The sequence below is a fragment of the Collinsella sp. CLA-ER-H6 genome (assembly GCF_040092305.1).
GTDB lineage: Bacteria > Actinomycetota > Coriobacteriia > Coriobacteriales > Coriobacteriaceae > Collinsella.
In genome coordinates this window covers 98,497-116,535 of the sequence record NZ_JBBNLS010000001.1, presented here as the reverse complement: position 1 = coordinate 116,535, position 18,039 = coordinate 98,497, and the positions used below count along the sequence as shown (strand labels likewise).

At 59.3% G+C, this 18,039-nt stretch carries 15 protein-coding genes; all 15 read left to right on the top strand.

Annotated features, from left to right (window positions below):
• Positions 1-281: 281 nt before the first annotated feature.
• The 15 genes from ileS to AAAX77_RS00450 all read left to right on the top strand — a co-directional run bounded on the left by ileS (position 282) and on the right by AAAX77_RS00450 (position 18,031).
• The gene (gene ileS / locus AAAX77_RS00520) at positions 282-3,083 is read left to right on the top strand and encodes an isoleucine--tRNA ligase (protein ID WP_349104212.1); all 2,802 of its coding nucleotides are present in this window, start codon (positions 282-284) and stop codon (positions 3,081-3,083) included.
• A 445-nt stretch (positions 3,084-3,528) separates the two neighbouring features.
• Positions 3,529-4,056, top strand: a complete 528-nt coding sequence (gene lspA / locus AAAX77_RS00515; RefSeq protein ID WP_346979560.1) for a signal peptidase II — start codon at positions 3,529-3,531, stop codon at positions 4,054-4,056.
• The gene (locus tag AAAX77_RS00510) at positions 4,056-5,069 is read left to right on the top strand and encodes an RluA family pseudouridine synthase (protein ID WP_346979561.1); all 1,014 of its coding nucleotides are present in this window, start codon (positions 4,056-4,058) and stop codon (positions 5,067-5,069) included. Before lspA ends, AAAX77_RS00510 begins: the two co-directional genes overlap by 1 nt.
• Before the next feature lie 82 nt (positions 5,070-5,151).
• Entirely contained in the window at positions 5,152-6,447 is a 1,296-nt protein-coding gene (locus tag AAAX77_RS00505; RefSeq protein WP_349104210.1) for a glycosyltransferase family 2 protein, read from the top strand.
• A gap of 81 nt (positions 6,448-6,528) precedes the next feature.
• Positions 6,529-6,951, top strand: a complete 423-nt coding sequence (locus AAAX77_RS00500) for a prepilin peptidase (RefSeq protein ID WP_260698951.1) — start codon at positions 6,529-6,531, stop codon at positions 6,949-6,951.
• Positions 6,952-6,982: 31 nt separating this feature from the next.
• Positions 6,983-8,230 carry an HD domain-containing protein gene (locus tag AAAX77_RS00495; RefSeq protein WP_349104209.1) on the top strand — a complete coding sequence of 416 codons (1,248 nt, stop codon included), beginning with the start codon at positions 6,983-6,985 and terminating at the stop codon, positions 8,228-8,230.
• A gap of 61 nt (positions 8,231-8,291) precedes the next feature.
• Entirely contained in the window at positions 8,292-9,641 is a 1,350-nt protein-coding gene (locus AAAX77_RS00490; protein WP_346981354.1) for a replication-associated recombination protein A, read from the top strand.
• A 100-nt stretch (positions 9,642-9,741) separates the two neighbouring features.
• Positions 9,742-10,329, top strand: coding sequence for a hypothetical protein (locus tag AAAX77_RS00485; protein WP_346981353.1), 588 nt, complete (start codon positions 9,742-9,744; stop codon positions 10,327-10,329).
• Positions 10,322-10,699 carry a hypothetical protein gene (locus tag AAAX77_RS00480; RefSeq protein ID WP_006233993.1) on the top strand — a complete coding sequence of 126 codons (378 nt, stop codon included), beginning with the start codon at positions 10,322-10,324 and terminating at the stop codon, positions 10,697-10,699. The genes AAAX77_RS00485 and AAAX77_RS00480 overlap by 8 nt, the downstream gene beginning before the upstream one ends.
• Position 10,700: 1 nt before the next feature.
• Positions 10,701-11,492 carry an RNA polymerase sigma factor SigF gene (locus AAAX77_RS00475; protein WP_022094589.1) on the top strand — a complete coding sequence of 264 codons (792 nt, stop codon included), beginning with the start codon at positions 10,701-10,703 and terminating at the stop codon, positions 11,490-11,492.
• A complete protein-coding gene (locus AAAX77_RS00470; protein WP_349104208.1) occupies positions 11,489-12,898 on the top strand; it encodes an AI-2E family transporter in 1,410 nt (469 codons plus the stop codon). Before AAAX77_RS00475 ends, AAAX77_RS00470 begins: the two co-directional genes overlap by 4 nt.
• Before the next feature lie 152 nt (positions 12,899-13,050).
• Positions 13,051-15,708 carry an alanine--tRNA ligase gene (gene alaS / locus AAAX77_RS00465; RefSeq protein WP_349104207.1) on the top strand — a complete coding sequence of 886 codons (2,658 nt, stop codon included), beginning with the start codon at positions 13,051-13,053 and terminating at the stop codon, positions 15,706-15,708.
• 17 nt (positions 15,709-15,725) lie between these two features.
• On the top strand, positions 15,726-16,154 hold the full coding sequence (gene ruvX / locus AAAX77_RS00460) for a Holliday junction resolvase RuvX (protein ID WP_089571740.1): 429 nt from the start codon (positions 15,726-15,728) through the stop codon (positions 16,152-16,154).
• The gene (gene mltG / locus AAAX77_RS00455) at positions 16,147-17,532 is read left to right on the top strand and encodes an endolytic transglycosylase MltG (RefSeq protein ID WP_349104206.1); all 1,386 of its coding nucleotides are present in this window, start codon (positions 16,147-16,149) and stop codon (positions 17,530-17,532) included. The genes ruvX and mltG overlap by 8 nt, the downstream gene beginning before the upstream one ends.
• A gap of 1 nt (position 17,533) precedes the next feature.
• Positions 17,534-18,031 (top strand): YqeG family HAD IIIA-type phosphatase, encoded by a 498-nt coding sequence (locus AAAX77_RS00450; protein ID WP_349104205.1) that lies wholly within the window; start codon positions 17,534-17,536, stop codon positions 18,029-18,031.
• The last annotated feature ends 8 nt before the right edge of the window (positions 18,032-18,039 follow it).

Genomic DNA, 18,039 nt, shown 5'->3' with positions numbered 1-18,039 from the left:
GTGCATGCGACCGATGAAAATCACCCCGGAGCTGCGGTCCCAACGGATGTGCCGCACAGGCACATCTTAGTAGATATCGCCGAGATGGTCGTCGATACAGGCCAGCCGAGTAACGGATGCGAGCGCGCGATTACGCGGGCGAGGGCATCTAAGCTGGGTGGTTAAGCGAAGAGCTTTTGCGGGCGTACAGCTCGTTTTGTGGCGCTTCGTCCCAGCTTGTAGGGACGGGCGCTTTTTTGGTGCCCAACGGGCGTGCGCGCCCACGACATGAAAGGGGTACCGTGGCAAACGAGTACAAGCAGACGATGAATCTGCCCAAAACCGGTTTTCCCATGCGTGCCGGTCTTTCCAAGTCCGAGCCCAAGCGACTCAAGGACTGGCAGGACAACAAGGTCTACGAGCAGGTTCTGAAGAAGAACGAGGGTCACAAGAAGTTCGTGCTGCACGACGGCCCTCCGTACGCCAACGGCCCGATCCACATCGGCCACGCCATGAACAAGATCTCCAAGGACATGATCAACCGCTACTGGATGATGCAGGGCTATGAGGTTCCCTATGTTCCCGGTTGGGACTGCCATGGCCAGCCGATCGAGCATAAGGTCGAGGAGAAGCTCGGCACCGAGAAGTTCAACCAGACCTCCACGGCTAAGATCCGTGAGCTTTGCAATAAGTTCGCTGTCGAGAACATCGAGCTGCAGAAGGCCGGCTTCCGTCGCCTGGGCGTGCTCGGCGATTGGGACAACCCCTATCTGACGCTCTATCACAAGCATGACGCCGCCGACATCGAGGTTTTCAAGGCCATGTTCGACAAGGGCATGATCTATCGCGGTCACAAGCCCGTCCACTGGTGCAAGCACTGCCATACCGCACTTGCTGAGGCCGAGATTGAGTACTCCGACGAGACGAGCCCGTCCATCTTCGTGCGCTTTGAGATGACCTCCAAGCCCGTCGGCCTCGAGAACTTCGACGGCCCGGTTGACTTTATCATCTGGACGACCACGCCGTGGACCATCCCCTCCGACCAGGCAGTTTCTCTCAAGCCCGGTGCCGCCTACGTCGCCGTTGAGCACGACGGCCGCGCCGAGGTCATGCTCGAGGACCTGGCTCCCAAGTGCTGCGAGGAGTTTGGCTGGGAGTACACCCCGGTTGTGGTCGACGGCAAGCCCTATGTGGTTCCCGCCGAGACCTTCCATCACATTCACTATAAGCAGCCGATCTTTGACGGTGTTGAGGGCGTGGCACTGTTGGCCGATTACGTCGGTGTCGATGACGGTACCGGTATCGTCCACAACTCGCCCGGTCACGGCGTCGACGACTACTTCGCCTGCCTCAAGGAGGGCATCACCGACATTTGCATGCCGGTCGATGACGACGGCAAGTTCTACACCGGCGAGGAGTTTGGCACCGGCGGCCCCTTCAGCGGCATGGATACCGACGAGGCCAACCCGCACATCATCGAGTTCCTGCGCGAGCGCGGCACCCTGGTCCTCGAGAAGAAGATCACGCACAGCTATCCGCACTGCTGGCGCTGCAAGCACCCGGTGCTCTTCCGTGCTACCGACCAGTGGTTTGTCTCGATGGACAAGACCGGCTTGCGCGAGCAGGCTGGCAAAGAGGTCCGCGAGAACGTTAAGTGGTATCCGGCCCACGCGGCCAACCGCATCGGCGCCATGGTCGAGCAGCGTCCCGACTGGTGCATCAGCCGTCAGCGCAACTGGGGCGTGCCTATCCCCAGCTACACTTGCGCCGACTGCGGTGAGAAGGTCATGAACGACGCCACGCTCGACGCCGTCATCAAGCTCTTCCACGAGAAGGGCTCCGACGCCTGGTTCACCGACGCTCCCGAGAGCTACCTGGGCGAGGCCTGCGTCTGCCCCAAGTGCGGCGGCCATCACCTCAAGGCCGATAAGGACATCCTCGACGTGTGGTGGGATTCCGGCGTCTCTTGGAAGGCCGTCTGCGAGTACCGTCCCGAGCTGGAGTATCCGGCTGATGTGTACCTCGAGGGCTCCGACCAGCACCGCGGTTGGTTCCAAAGCTCGCTGCTCACCTCGGTGGGCGCCAACGGCCACGCTCCGTACAAGGCGGTTGTCTCGCAGGGCTTCACCCTCGACGGCCAGGGCCGTAAGATGTCCAAGTCGCTCGGCAACGTCATCGACCCCAATAAGGTCTGCGACGAGATGGGCGCTGACATCATCCGTCTGTGGGTTGCATCCGTCGATACCAGCTCCGACGTGTCCATCGACCACGAGATCCTTGCTCGTACGTCCGATGCCTACCGTCGTTTCCGCAACACGCTGCGCTTCCTGCTCTCCGAGCTCGAGGGTCAGTTTGAGCCCGAGACCGACGGCGTCGCCTTTGCCGACCTGCTGCCGCTCGACAAGCTCATGGTTGCCCGCCTGACTCAGGTTCAGGCCGAGGTCGACGACGCCTACGCCAGCTACGAGTTCCCGCGCGCCTACCGTGCGCTTTATGACTTCGTGGTTACCGAGCTCTCCAACGTGTACCTCGACGCCCTGAAGGACCGTCTGTACTGCGACAAGCCCGGCTCGCTCGAGCGTCGCAGCGCCCAGACCGTGCTGGCCGAGCTCTTCTCGATGCTCATGCGCGACCTGCAGCCGATCCTGTCCTACACGGTTGACGAGGCCATGGCATATGCGCCCGCTGGCTGCGTCGATCACCAGAAGTACGCCGCGCTGCTCGATTGGTACAAGTCGCCCATCACGGTCGACGAGGCCAATGAGTTCGAGGGCGTGCTCGAGGCTTCTCTTGAGCTCCGTAGCGCCGTGACCAAGGCCCTTGAGGATGCCCGTTCTGCCGGCACCTTCACCAAGAGCCAGCAGGTTCGCGTCAAGGCGGTCGTTCCCGCCGAGATGTACGCGCTGCTGACTGGTGACAAAGCGGTCGACCTTGCCGAGTTCTACATCGTCTCCGATGTTGAGCTGACCCAGGGCGAAGAGCTTTCCGTCTGCATTGATGCTGCCGAGGGCGAGTGCTGCGACCGTTGCTGGAACTACCGCACCACCGTCGGCGAGTACAACGGCCACGCGCATATTTGCAAGCGCTGCGCCGATGTTTTGTAGGTTACGGCGTTCGTAGAACGCCGTAACCTACCGACGCTGCAAACGCCCCTAAGCGGCAATCTGACGTTCAATCGTCGGTCGCGTACCAAAGTACGCTTCCCTCCTCTTTCACGTCACCTTGCTCGCTTAGGGACGTTTTCGCTGTTGGTGACGATAACGCGGCGTTTCCATTGCTGGAGCTAGAGGCTTTCTTTCGACTTGCGTTTTTAGTCGAAAGCTATTAAGCGACATTCCGTTATTCGGAATGTCGCTTTCGTTTTTAGCTGGTTATTTCGCTTGCGTTGGTGGATATGTCGTGCGTTCTGCGTATGGCAATATAAGATAGTTCTTTGTATTAAACGTAATTCGATGATCTTGAGGGTAGGGGATTAATTTGGGTCGTGCTGGGGATATGACGCCGCCTTTGCGTTGGCGGTTGGGTGTTGCTGGTGGGGTGGCGCTGGTTGTGCTGCTTGTTGACCAGCTGACCAAGCTTGCGGTTCGTGCCGTGGGCGACGCTTTGCATGTGACTGTTATCCCCGGTGTGATCGACTTTCTATTTGTCCGCAATATCGGAGCCGCCTTTAGCATGGGCGAGGGGCATGGCATCGCGTTTGCCGTGCTGGCGTTGGCGGTCATTATCGCTATTGCCGTGTACCTCGTTCGTGCACCCCAGCTCGCCCATCTTGAGGTTGTGGGCATGGCGATGGTTGCGGGCGGTGCTATCGGCAACGCTATCGACCGTCTGACTTTTGGCTTTGTGACCGATTTTATTGCCACCACCTTCATCGACTTTCCCGTCTTCAATGTGGCCGATATCGGCATTACCGTGGGCGTTGTGCTCGCCCTCTTCGGCTACATGTTCTTGAGTCCCGCGGCCCGCGAGGTTGATGCGACTGCCGAGCTCAATGCCCGTGATGAGGCCCGCGCTAAGCGCAAAGCCAAGCAGCGTGGGGAGCGTGCCCGCAAGATTCGCGAAAGGAATGAGCGTTAATGGCCGACATCCATATTCTTGTTGCCGACGATTCCGCTGGTCAGCGTCTTGACGCCTATTTGGGCGCCAACGATGGCTGTCCCACGCGCTCTGCCTGCGCGCATCTGATCGAGGGAGGCGCCGTTGCCGTCAACGGTGAGACTTGTCTCTCTAAAAAGTACGCCGTACGCGCCGGCGATCGCATCTCGGTCGACTTGCCCGAGCCGCACGACCCGACCGACGTGATTCCCGAGGCCATTCCCCTCGATATCCGCTACGAGGACGACTACCTTATCGTGCTCTCCAAGCAGCGGGGCCTGGTGTGCCATCCCGCCCATGGCCACGAGAGCGGCACCCTTGCGAACGCTCTGGTCTACCACTGCGGCATCGATCATCTTGGTACTGTGCAGGGTGAGGACCGCCCCGGCATCGTGCATCGCCTGGATCGCGATACCTCGGGCCTTATGCTCGCGGCAAAAGACGACGACACCCAGCGCGCGCTTCAGAATCTCATCCGCACGCGCACGCTCGACCGTCGCTATATCACGCTCGTTCACGGTCACATCGCCATGGACGAGGGCACTATCAACACCGGTATTGCCCGTTCCACGCGCGACCGCGTGAAGATGGCGGTTTCGGATGACCCCTTTGCCCGTCAGGCCATTACGACCTTTAAGGTCCTCGAGCGCTTTGATTCCACGCGTTTTGACGACGGCTATACGCTCGTTGAGTGCCACCTGTTTACGGGCCGCACACATCAGATTCGCGTGCATATGCGCCATATCAACCACGCCTGCGTGGGCGATCCGCTCTACGGCAAGTGCGATGCGCGTGCCGATCAGGGCCTGACCAGGCAGTTCCTGCATTCTTGGCGCGTTGCGTTCGATCATCCCGTAACGGGGAAGCGCATTGAGTGCCGTGACGAGTTGCCGTGGGATCTCGCTGCGGTTCTCGACGATCTGGCTCCGCGCTCGCTCGGTCGCACGGCCGTTGGAGATGAAATCGTTCCGCAGCTCGGTCTTCTCGAAGCCTAGCCAGTATTAGATGGTTTCTTGAACTCGGTAAGCCTGCGGTAAGATATACGATTGTTTACGTTACACGTTGCTGGGAGCCTGCATGCTCGCCTTTTTACAAACCAACACACCCATCGTGATCTTCAACCAGATTGTCGTCACGCTGCTCACGGTCTGCTTTCTGTACCAGGTGGTCTTCTTTGTCATTGGCGCTCTTCGTGGCGAGGTCGCGCCTCCCAAGGCCAAAAAACTCCATCGCTATGCCTTTTTTATCGCGGCGCATAACGAGGAAGCCGTAATTGCCAATCTCGTACGCTCCATCAAGGACCAGGACTATCCGTCCGAGCTTATCGAGGTCTTTGTCGTTGCCGACGCCTGCACCGACAACACCGCTCAGCTCGCACGCGAGGCCGGTGCCATTGTTTACGAGCGCAATGACCTGGCCCGAAAGGGCAAGAGCTGGGTCATGGACTTTGGTTTCGATCGCATTCTCAACGAGTATCCCGACACGTTTGAGGGCTACTTTATCTTCGATGCCGACAACGTTATCTCCCGCGATTACGTGTCCAAGATGAACGATGCCTTTGACCAGGGCTTCCATGTGGTCACGAGCTATCGCAATTCCAAGAACTTCGGCAGCTCGTGGATCTCGGCTGCTAATGCCACGTGGTATCTACGCGAGGCGCGCTTCCTCAACAACGCGCGCAATATCTGTAAGACGTCCTGCGCTGTTTCGGGTTCGGGTTACCTTATCTCGTCAAGCGTTATCGAGGGCATGCACGGTTGGCAGTTCCACACGCTGACCGAGGACATTCAGTTCACTACGTTCTGCGCTATTCACGGTATTCGCATTGGCTATGCGCCGGCGGAGTTCTTTGACGAGCAACCCGTGACGTTCAAGGCATCCTGGAAGCAGCGTATGCGCTGGACCAAGGGCTTTTACCAGGTGTTCTTTACCTACGGTAAGCATCTGGTCAAGTCGATGCTCCGCTATCATCGCTTTGCCGCCTACGACATGTTCATGACGATCGCCCCGGGTATGCTGCTATCGCTGATCTCGATGCTCGCTAATGCGACGTTCTTGATTGTGGGTGGCCTTTCGCATGGTTTCTTGGCAACCGAAGTCGAGATGCAGGCGTGCGCCGCTTCGCTCATTATGACCTTCGCCATGATGTATCAGACGTTCTTTATCCTGGCGCTGCTCACGACTATCTTTGAGTACAAGCATATTCACTGCGCGCAAAAGTGGCGCCTGGTGACTAACCTGTTTACCTTCCCGATCTTTATGTTCAGCTATATCCCCATCACGGTGGCCGCGCTGTTCCTGAAGGTCGACTGGGTGCCGACGCAGCACGCCGTCAACGTTACCCTTGACGAGGTCATGCAAGGCGCAAAATAACCACCACCAAAACCACCGCAAAGGGGACAGGCACCTTTGTGGTGGTTTTTGCTTTTGCGATGCAGCTCGAGGAGGAGTCCGATGGCCTATATCCCGTTTTGGATTTGCATCTTTGCCGGCGTGGCAATTGATGCCCGAGAGCGACGGTTTCCCAATGGGCTTGCCGGCGCATGTGCCGTGGCGGCGTTGGCGGGCGTTTGGCTCGACCTCGGTTTGAACACAGCGCTTGACCACGCCGGTCTTGCGGTCATCGTCTACCTTGCCCTTGTGCTCACTGAGTCGCTCTGGCGGCGCCTTCGCCACGCCCCGGGCATCGGCATGGGGGATGCCAAGGCGCTCTTCGCGCTTTGCACGCTCGACCCTATGGGTGGCATCGTGGCATTTGCCGTCGCACTCCTGGCCCTGGCCCTCTCCTGCCTCTTCACAAAATCACGCTCCCTGCCATTGCTCCCGTTTTTGGTGCCGATTTTTGCCATAATCGAGGTCGTGGGCTGCACTTTGTAACCGATTGCGCATCCTTCTTAAGGAGCATGCCATGGCAACTAATCAAGAAACGGCCGTCATTAAGGCGCGCATGGACCGTATTCCCTCGGCGTTGTCGCCCGAACTTGTCGAGCGCATTGCCGCCGATCGTGCTTCGGGCTATGTCAACCCGTATCGTTGCAACGACGATCAGGTCATTCGTCGTATTGATCGCGCCGCCGACAAAGGCACGCTTATGCGTCCGGCGTTTATGCGCGATACCGAAAAGATACTTCATCTTCCGGCGTACACCCGTTATGCAGGCAAAACGCAGGTCTTTAGCTTCCGTAGCAATGACGATCTGTCACGCCGCGGTTTGCACGTGCAGCTCGTCTCCCGCATTGCGCGCGATATCGGTCGCGCCCTGGGGCTCAATTGCGATCTGATCGAGGCGATTGGCCTGGGTCACGACTTGGGACACACGCCTTTCGGCCATGCCGGCGAGCGTTTCCTCAACGATATCTATCATGAGCGTACGGGGCGTTATTTTTTCCATAACGTGCAGTCGGTCCGCGTGCTCGACACACTGTACGGCCGCAACGTGTCGCTCCAGACGCTCGACGGCGTGCTATGCCATAACGGCGAGTACGAGCAGCGTGTGTTTGAGCTCTCGGACATGAGCTCCTTTGACCAGTTTGACCAGACGGTTGAGGATTGCATTGCCACGGGCTATAGCGCAATTGGGCATCTGCGTCCCATGACGCTCGAGGGCTGCGTCGTTCGCATCTCGGATATTCTTGCCTACGTCGGTCGTGACCGTCAGGATGCGATCGCGGCGGGCCTGCTTTCGCCCGACGTTTTTGATGATGGCCGGGGCGGTGCCTACAACAGTTGGATCCTCACGCATGCCTCTATCGATATCGTTGAGCACAGCTATGGTAAGCCGCGCATCGAGATGAGCGAGGACCTGTTTGAGGAAATTCGCCGAGCCAAGCGCGAGAACTACGAGAAGATCTATAGCAAGGGCGGTATCGAAGGCGATTCCGAGGCGGAGCTGCGCGAGGCGTTCGTAAAGCTCTACGACCGTTGCCTGCGGGATCTAAATAGTGGTGACGAGTCCTCTTACATCTTTAAGCACCATATTTCGCGCATTGAGCAGCAACTTTCCTACTACGATCGCACCTATGCCTGGCAGGACGACAAGGATCAAGCCGTGGTGGATTATATCGCGAGCATGACGGACGGTTATTTCTGCGAACTGACGAGCAAGCTGTTCCCGGGTCTAAAGTTTCCGCATCGTACCTATATTAACGAACGGTAGTTCGTATCCTTTCGGTATACTGGTTAGTTGAAAACGTTTTTGATTGATGCACGGGATGGCTATGGACGACCTTTTTTCTGCCTCGACGCGCGAGCGTTCCTTTAAAAATGCGCCGCTCGCGGTGCGCATGCGACCCAATTCGCTCGACGAGTACGTGGGCCAGCAAAAGGCCGTCGGTAAGGGCTCATGGTTGCGTGCCGCGATCGAGCACGACGTGCTTTCCAGCGTGATTCTGTACGGGCCGGCCGGTACGGGTAAGACGACGCTGGCCCACATTATCGCCAACCATACCAAGAGCGAGTTTGTCGAGGTCAGCGCCGTGACGGGTACCGTGAAGGATCTTCGCCGCGTGATTGACGAGGCCAAGACGCGCCTGAATACCTACGACCGCCGCACCATCCTGTTTATCGACGAGATTCACCGCTTCTCCAAGTCTCAGCAGGATGCCTTGCTGCATGCGGTTGAGAACCGTACCGTCATTATGATTGGCGCCACGACGGAGAATCCGTACTTCGAGGTCAACTCGGCATTGCTCTCGCGCGGTCGCGTGGTGGAGCTTGAGCATCTTAAAGACGAGGATATCGCCACGCTTATCGAGCGTGCGCTCGAGGCGCCGCAGGGTTTGAACGGCAAGTTCTCGGCCGATGAGGATACGGTTAAGACCATCTGCACGCTGGCAGCGGGTGACGCTCGCTCGGCGCTCACGACGCTCGAACTTGCGAGCGAGATTGCCGTCACGCGTCCCGATACCGAGGGAACGCCAGCGCCCGTGGCGGGGGAGCGCTATCCCATCACCGTGGATGACGTGAAGATCGCCAACCCGCGTCGTGGATTTTCGTATGACAAAAACGGCGACATGCACTACGACATCATCAGTGCGTTTATTAAGTCCATGCGCGGTAGCGACCCCGATGCCACAATCTATTGGCTCGCGCGCATGATTGATGCGGGGGAGGATCCTAAGTTTATCGCTCGCCGCATTATGATTCAGGCTTCTGAGGATGTTGGCAACGCCGACCCGCAGGCGCTTTTGGTGGCGCATGCCGCGTTTAAGTCTGCCGAGGTCATTGGCTATCCCGAGTGCCGCATTAACCTGGCTCAGGCTGCACTCTATGTGTGTTTGGCCCCTAAATCCAACGCGTGTGAGGCTTCGATTGATGCGGCGCTGGCCGATATCCATTCTAGTGGGCTTCGCGAGGTGCCGAGTTATCTGCGCGATCGCCATCGCCCAGGCAGCGACGACTACGGTGTGTATAAATACCCGCACGATTATCCCGAAGGCTGGGTCGATCAGCGCTATTTGCCCGAGGGGCTGGAGCGCGGTGCGTTCTGGCAGCCTGCCGGGCGCGGCTGGGAAGAGTGGCGCGTAGAGCAAAGCGAGCGCGACCGCAGCGGGAATGCACCGAAGTAGCTGCTGATAATTTTGTCCCACGTTGCTACTCTTGGCATGTTCGGTCCCCTTTGGGGTACCATGAAAAGCGTCTGTATATCGATTCCTTTGGGAGGCTTGTATGAGTCCCATTCAAATCGCCCTGCTGCTGCTCGCCGTTGCCGGCGTGTGGGCCATCGCTGAGCTCGCGCTTACCCTGCGCAAGACCCGCAATGTTGTCGACTCGCTCGATAAGACCGTGAACGACCTCAACAACACCATCGCCGAGGCTCAGCCTGTGGTGGCAAAGCTCGATGGCGCTGTCGATGAGCTTACGCCGGCACTTGCCCAGATGGAGCCGCTGCTTAAGTCGAGCAAGACGGCAGTTGATGCCCTTACCTCCAATCTCGTAGAGGTCGAAGCCGTGGTTCGCGACATTTCTGAGGTTACGGGCAGCATGGCCGAGGCCAGCAATGCTGTGTCGAGCGTGACCGACTCTGCCGCCGGTGCTGTGCAGAAGCTCTTCAATAAGGTGAAGGCTCCTGCAGCCGACGCCGATCGCAAGCTCGCCGCTGCCGCTGCGGAGGCCGAGCTGCCTACCGAGCGCGTCCTAATTGGCGAGGACGAGGCTGCCGCGGGCGACGATGATGGTCAGAAGTCTGTATCCAAGCCGGCTCAGTATTACACCTATACGCCCGCCGAGACCTCTGAGGAGTCCTGCGATGAGTAGCGAAGCAACCTGCCCTATCACGCTGACCGTTGCCGGTGACCCGCGTCTCGCTCGCCTTGTGCGCATGACGGCAGCCAACGTTGGTGCCCTGTGCTCTATGTCTGTCGATCGCATCGAGGACATCCGCATGGCTGCTGAGGAGGCTTTCATCTTTGGTTGCACCGCGGTCGACTGCGATGACATCACCATCAAATTCGATGTCGATGAGACCCATGTTGGCATGACTATTACCTTTGGCGACCAGGCTACGGTCGATGAAGACGACCAGGCTGCGGTGTATGCCGAGCTCATCCTCGCGAGCGTGTGCGACTCCTACGAAAAGACTACGGCGCCCCTGACGCTTTCCCTCGACCTCAAGGCGGATATCTAATATGACCGAACGTTCCCGGAGCGGCAAGACCGCTTGGGACAAGGAGAAAACCCGCGAGCTGTTTCGTCGTTACAAGGAGACCGGTGATCCGGACGCCCGTGAGCAGCTCGTCATGTCCCATATGAACCTGGTAAGGTTTCTTGCCAACAAATTTAAGAATCGCGGCGAGCCGCTCGACGACCTCATGCAGGTCGGCTATCTGGGCTTGCTCAAGGCTATCGACCGTTTTGACCCCGAGCGCGGACTCGAGTTCACGACGTTTGCGACACCCACTATCCTGGGCGAGATCAAACGCCATTTTCGCGACAAGGGCTGGAGTGTGCGCGTACCGCGTCGTCTGCAGGAGCTCTCGGCCAAGGTCAACCAGGCTACTGACAAACTTACCAACGAGCTGCAGCGTTCGCCCAAGGTTGAGGAGATCGCTGAGTATCTAGATGTGACTGTCGATGAGGTCCTCGAGGCTATGGAATCGTCTTCGGCCTATACCTCGGTGCCCATCGAGGCTCCTGGTGCGTCCGATTCCGACGATGCCCCTTCGATTCTCGACCGTTACGCCGACGACGACAACGAGCTCGACTTTACCGATGACCGCCTAGTGATCGAGGAAGCCATCCGTGATTTCTCGCCGCGCGAGCGCGAGGTGATCGAGCTGCGCTTTGTGAAGGGCATGACCCAGATCGAGATCGCCAAGAAGCTGGGTATTTCTCAGGTGCAGGTTTCGCGTCTGCTGCGCCGCACGCTTAAGAAGATTCAGGACAAGATCGACCCCGACGGAGTGATGATTCGTTCATGAGTGAACACCCCCAACAAACCGATCGCGTGCTGCGCGACACCCGCATTCTGACGCTTCGCATTTGGGCTGTTGTCGGCTGCATTGTCATCGCCGCTGTCATCTTTAACCTTATGGGCATCCTGGCGCCGGTTATCGAGTTTCTCGCTGTTGGTTCCATCATTGCCTTTGTGATGTCCCCGATCACCAACTGGCTCGAGCACCATGGCGTGAATCGCGGCATCGGTTCGCTTATCGCGCTTATTGTTGTTGTTGCCGTGCTCGTCGGTGTCGTTTGCATCTTGTCGCCGATTCTCTTTGGTCAGATCATGGAAGTCCTGAGCCGCCTGCCCGAGCAGCTTCGTGTTGCGGGTGGCGATCTCAATGAGATGATCTCGCATGCCAAGACGCTCCATAACACGCCGCTCAAGGAGTATTTGGACGATAATCTTTCGTCGCTGGTTACCGTGGCATCGAAGTATGTGTCTCAGATTGCTGCCGAGCTTGGCCGCGGTGTGTTCCCGCTCATCACCAATACGGCCTCGCAGTTGTTCGTGATCTTCCTTGGTCTGGTGCTTGCCTACTGGATGGCCTGCGACTACCCTCGCATGCATCACGAGATTTGCACCATCATCGGTCAGGAGAAGGAGACCTCGTACCGCTTTATGGTCGCCATCCTTTCTCGCTCTGTCGGCGGCTACATGCGCGGTATGGTCGTGACGTCCATCTGCGGTGGTTTCCTCGCCTTTATCGGCTTCCTGATTATCGGCCATCCGTATGCGGCGCTCATGGCTATCTTCACTGGCATCATGCACTTGGTTCCGGTCGTCGGTCCCTGGGTGAGCGCGGCAATCGCCACGGTACTCGGCTTTATGTTCAGCCCCATGTTGGCGTTATGGACGCTCATCGTGACGATGGTCGCGCAAAACGTCACCGACAATGTGATTTCGCCTAAGGTCATGCAGAGCTCAGTGCAGGTGCATCCCATCATGAGCCTTACGGCTCTCGTTATTGGTTCGGCACTCATGGGGCCCATCGGCATGATTATTGCCATCCCGCTTTGTGCGGCCCTCAAGGGCATCTTCGTGTACTACTTCGAGAATGAGACCGGCCGTCAGCTTGTGGCCTATGACGGAGCCGTGTTTAAGGGCACGCCGTACCGCGATGCCGATGACAACCCGGTCGCCGCCTACGACGCGCTCGGCGACGACACCTTCATCTATGAGTCCGAGCTCATCGGTAACGAGACTGCGCCCGAGGCCCAGGCCATGCCCAAACCCGAGCTCGATAATCCCTGGATGAAGCTCTCGGGCCTTCAGCCCGATGCTACGGGCTTTTTCAAGAATCCCTTCGCCAAAGACGACGATTTCAATATGAACGACGACACCAAAACCGGCATCGACGGCTCCATGGACGATGACGACAACTAGCGGGGTAATTCGGATTAATATTCATACGCGCTAACATGCAATTTCGCTGAAGGGCCGGCTTTGTGCCGGCCCTCTTTTTTGCACAGGCGCGGCGGGATGGTAATATCGTTACGTTTGAACTGTTTCGATGTGAAACCGAGGAGATTCCCTCTATGAGTGCTGACTACCCGTCAATGACTACGGCCGAGATTCGCTCCAAGTTCCTCAACTTCTTTGAGGAGCGCGGTCTTAAGCTCTATCCTTCTTCGTCTCTTGTTCCCGACGATCCTTCGCTGCTGCTTGCCAACGCCGGCATGAACCAGTTTAAGGAGTACTACCAGGGCAAGAAGACCATGAAGGAGATCGGCGCGATTTCCTGCCAGAAGTGCGTCCGCACCAACGACATCGATTGCATCGGCGAGGACGGCCGTCACCTGTCCTTCTTCGAGATGCTCGGCGACTTCTCTTTTGGCGGCGTCTCCAAGGAGCAGGCTTGCGCCTGGGCCTTTGAGCTCATCACCAAGGAGTTCAAGCTGCCGCTCGACCGCCTGTACTTCACCGTCTTTACCGAGGACGACGAGACCCACGACGTGTGGCGTTCTCTGGGCGTTGCTGAGGACCACATCTCCCGCCTGGGCGAGGACGATAACTTCTGGGCCGCTGGCCCCACCGGTCCCTGCGGTCCGTGCTCAGAGATCTACTTTGACATGGGCGAGGAGGTCGGCTGCGGCAGCCCCGACTGCAAGCCTGGCTGCGACTGCGACCGCTTCCTGGAGTTCTGGAACCTCGTCTTTACCCAGTACGACCGCCAGGAGGACGGCTCCTTGCCGGAGCTGCCGCACCGCAACCTCGATACGGGCATGGGCCTGGAGCGCATGGCCGCCATCATGCAGCACAAGACCGCCAACTACGACGGCGATCTGATGCAGCACCTCATCAAGCTGGGCGAGAAGATTAGCGGCAAGACCTATGACGCCGACGATTACTCTGGCGCCAGCCGCTCCCTGCGTATCATCGCCGACCACTCCCGTGCCGTCGACTTTATGATCTCGGACGGCATCCTTCCCGGTAACGAGGGTCGCGAGTACGTCCTTCGCCGCCTGCTCCGTCGTGCCGTGTTCCACGGTCGCCTGCTGGGCATCGAGGGCGCCTTCCTGACCAAGTTCATCGACGAGGTTAACGCTCAGATGGGCGAGGCTTATCCCGAGCTGCTCAAGAATGTCGCGCTCGTCAAGGGTATCGTCGCCTCCGAGGAGGAGCGCTTCTCCACGACGCTCGACAACGGCCGCGTCTATCTGGACGAGGCCCTGGCAGCGCTTGCCGAGGGCGCCGTGCTTCCGGGCGATGTCGCCTTTAAACTGCACGACACCTTTGGTTTCCCCATCGATCTGACCGTCGAGATCGCCGGCACCGCTGGCCACGACGTCGATATGGACGGCTTCACTGCCTGCATGGAGGACCAGAAGGCCCGCGCCCGCGCCAATGCCAAGGGCGACGCCTGGGGCAGCTTCAACGACGTGTGGGTCGAGCTTTCGGACAAGGTCGCAGCGACCGAGTTCGACGGCTATGACAACGATGTGATCGAGGGCGCCAAGGTTGTCGCCATCGTGCGCAACGGCGAGTCCGTCGAGTCTGCTGCCGCCGGCGAGGATGTCGAGGTTGTGCTCGACCGCACCCCGTTCTATGCCGAGATGGGTGGCCAGCAGGGCGATGCCGGCAAGCTTTCCGCCGAGGGCGTTGTTCTGACCGTTGCCGACACCAAGAACCACAACGGCCTGTATGCCCACGTCGCGCACGTTGCCGAGGGCACGCTGACTGTCGGTGCCGCTGTTACCGCCGCGCTCGACGCCGAGCGCCGTGGCTTCCTGCGCCGCAACCACACCGCCACGCACCTGCTCGACGCCGCCCTTAAGCAGGTCCTGGGCGAGCATGTCTCCCAGGCCGGTTCGCTGGTGACGCCCGAGCACCTGCGCTTTGACTTCACGCACTTCGAGGCCCTGTCCTCCGAGCAGCTCAAGGCTGTCGAGGACCTGGTCAACCAGCAGATCTTCGCTTCCAAGCCGGTTGTGACCCGTGTCATGGGCATCGACGAGGCTAAGGCTGCCGGCGCTGTCGCTCTGTTTGGAGAGAAGTACGGCGATGTTGTCCGCGTCGTCTCCGTGGGCGCCGAGGACCAGCCGTTCTCCCGCGAGCTCTGTGGTGGCACTCATGCCGCCAATACCGCCGAGATTGGCCTCTTCAAGATCATTTCCGAGTCCTCCACGGGCTCCAATGTCCGCCGTATCGAGGCCGTGACCTCTAAGGGTGCCCTCGACTACATGGCCGACCGCCTGGCGCTCGTTGACGCCGCCGCCGCTGCGCTCAAGTGCCGCGTCGACGAGGTTCCCGCCCGCGTGGAGAACCTGCAGGCCGAGCTGCGCGAGACGTCCAACAAGCTCAAGAAGGCGCTCACTGGTGGCTCCTCCGATGCGATCTCCAACGCCATCGAGGGTGCTGTCGAGCTGAATGGCTACAAGCTCGTTGTTGCTGAGCTTCAGGGTCTCGAGGCCGCTGACCTGCGCAACGTTTGGGATACCGTGCACCAGAAGGTCGCCGGCCCTGTCGCCTGCGTTGTTGCCAGCGTGACCGAGAAGGGCACCCCGGCCCTGCTCGCCGCCGGCTCCGATGACGCCGTGAAGGCCGGTTTCCACGCCGGCAACGTGATCAAGCAGATCGCGGGCCTGGTCGATGGTCGCGGTGGCGGCCGTCCCAACATGGCCCAGGCCGGTGGCAAGAACGCTGCCGGTATCGCCGATGCCCTTGCGGCCGCCAAGACCGCGCTCGGCGCCTAAGAACCTAAGTAGTCGCTGTGGTCGCGCTTGCGCTGGACATAGGGGAGACCAGGATTGGCATCGCCGTCTCGAGCCGTGATGGCAAGATGGCGATGCCTGTCAAGGTGCTTCCGGCTGCCGAGGTCACTGGCATGGCAAAGACGTTTCGCTACCTGGTGGAGGACTATGAGCCCGATATCCTGGTAAGCGGACGTCCCTTGACCATGGCCGGTGAGCCCGGCCCCCAGGCCGAGCGCGTCGCCGCCGTGGCCCAAAAGATTGCCGACGAGCTCGAACTTCCTCTGGAGTTTGAGGACGAGCGTCTGTCCTCGCAGGAGGCCAAGCGAATCCTGCGAGAGCAGGGACTCAACGAAAAGCAGATGAGGGGCAAGATTGACATGATCGCCGCCAGCCTGTTCTTGCAGACATGGCTCGATCGTAAAAACGAGGAGGTTTCGCATGCCTAGCGCTTCCGATCCGCGCCGGCAGAGTCGTCAGGGTCAGCCCTCGTCGCGCCCTACTCAGCCTGGTCAGCGCCCTGCGCAGCCGACGCAGCGCGCAGCTCAGCCTGCCGCGCGTCCGGTGCAGTCCTCCTCTCGTTCGGCCCAGCCTGCTCAGCGGACGGCTCAGCAGCCTTCTGCTCGTTCGGCCCAGCCTGCAGGCGGTACCCGCTTTAAGCAGCAGGCATCTACCCAGCGAGTGCAGGCCCCCCAGTCGCATTCGCATCACGCTCTCGGTTCCCACGGCGTTGCTCTGGCTACGCGCTCGAGCTACAACACGCATGCTCGTCGCGGTGCTCAAAAGAAAAGCTCCCCGGTGCCTATGATTATCGGTGGCGTTGTTGCCGTGCTTGCGCTTGTCGCGATCGTTTTCTTTGTCGTGCCAGCCGTCAAGGGCTTCTTTGGCGGTGAGGGTGCGAAAGTCGTTGCAGGCCAGCAGGTTACTATCACGATTCCCGATGGTGCCTCGGGTGACAGCATCGCTTCGATTCTCTCCGAGAATCATATCGTCGAAAATCCCAAGGATTATTATGCGGCGGTGAAAAAGCTCAACGCCGATATGTCGCTCAAGCCTGGTGATTATTCGTTCACCACACTCATGGATGCGACCAAGGTTGTTCAGCAACTCATGGAAGGCCCCAACGCGGGCTCCAATGCGCTGACTATCCCTGAGGGCCTGACGGTCGATCAAGTCGCCGACCGTGTGGCCCAGGCCTACGACAGCATCTCTAAGGAAGACTTCCTCAACCAGGCCAAGGCCTCCAACTACGTGGACGACTATAGCTTCCTTAAGGGCGCCGCCAACGACTCGCTCGAGGGTTTCTTGTTCCCCAAGACCTATTCGTTGGGTGATTCGCCGACGGCCGATGGCGTGATTCGCGCCATGCTCGATCAGTTTAAGACCGAGTACAAGTCGCTTGACTTTGCGAGCTGCGAAGCCAAGATCAAGGAACGCTTCGGTGTGGAGATGTCCGACTACGACATCGTCAACTTGGCCTCTATCGTTGAGCGCGAGGGCCTCAATGCCGACCAGCGCGCGCACGTGGCCTCGGTCTTCTACAACCGCCTTGCCGGCAAGCTCGACGGTCTGCGCTATCTCAACAGCGATGCGACCATGATGTATGTCACCGGTGGCGAGGTTACCGCCGACGACCTGCAGAGCGATAGTCCGTATAACACCTATAAGCACGAGGGTCTGCCACCCACGCCCATCTGCTCTCCGTCGCTCGAGGCACTCAAGGCCACGCTTGAGCCGACCGACTCCGATGACCTGTATTTCTACATTACGCAGGACGAGGAGTACTTCTCGCAAACCTACGAAGAGCATCAACAGTCTTGGAATTAGCATGAGGATTTTTAGCCCCAAACGATACGTTGCCTCGGTCGATCGCATCGACCTTGATACCCTGTGGGCCGACGGCAAACGCGCCATTCTGCTCGATCGCGATAACACCCTGGTGCCGCGCGACACCGAGCAGGTTCCCGCCGCGGTTTCCGCCTGGCTCGATGCCGCCCGCGCCAAAGGCTTTAAGCTGTGCATGGTGTCCAACAACTGGCATCGCGACCAGGTCATGAGCTCTGCGCGCGAGCTGGGACTCGAGGCCATCAGCCACGCCATGAAGCCGGCGCCGTTTGCCCTCAAGGCGGGTCTTAAGCGTCTCGGCGCCACGGCCGACGAGGCGGTGCTGATCGGTGATCAGCTCTACACGGACGTGTGGAGCGGCAACTTCGCCGGCGTCGATACCATCCTGGTAAAGCCGCAGGCGACGCAGGACCTGTGGTATACGCAGGTCTTCCGTATCTTTGAGCGCCGGGCCCTGCGCGACCTTCCCTGCGAGGAATAGGTCTCGCT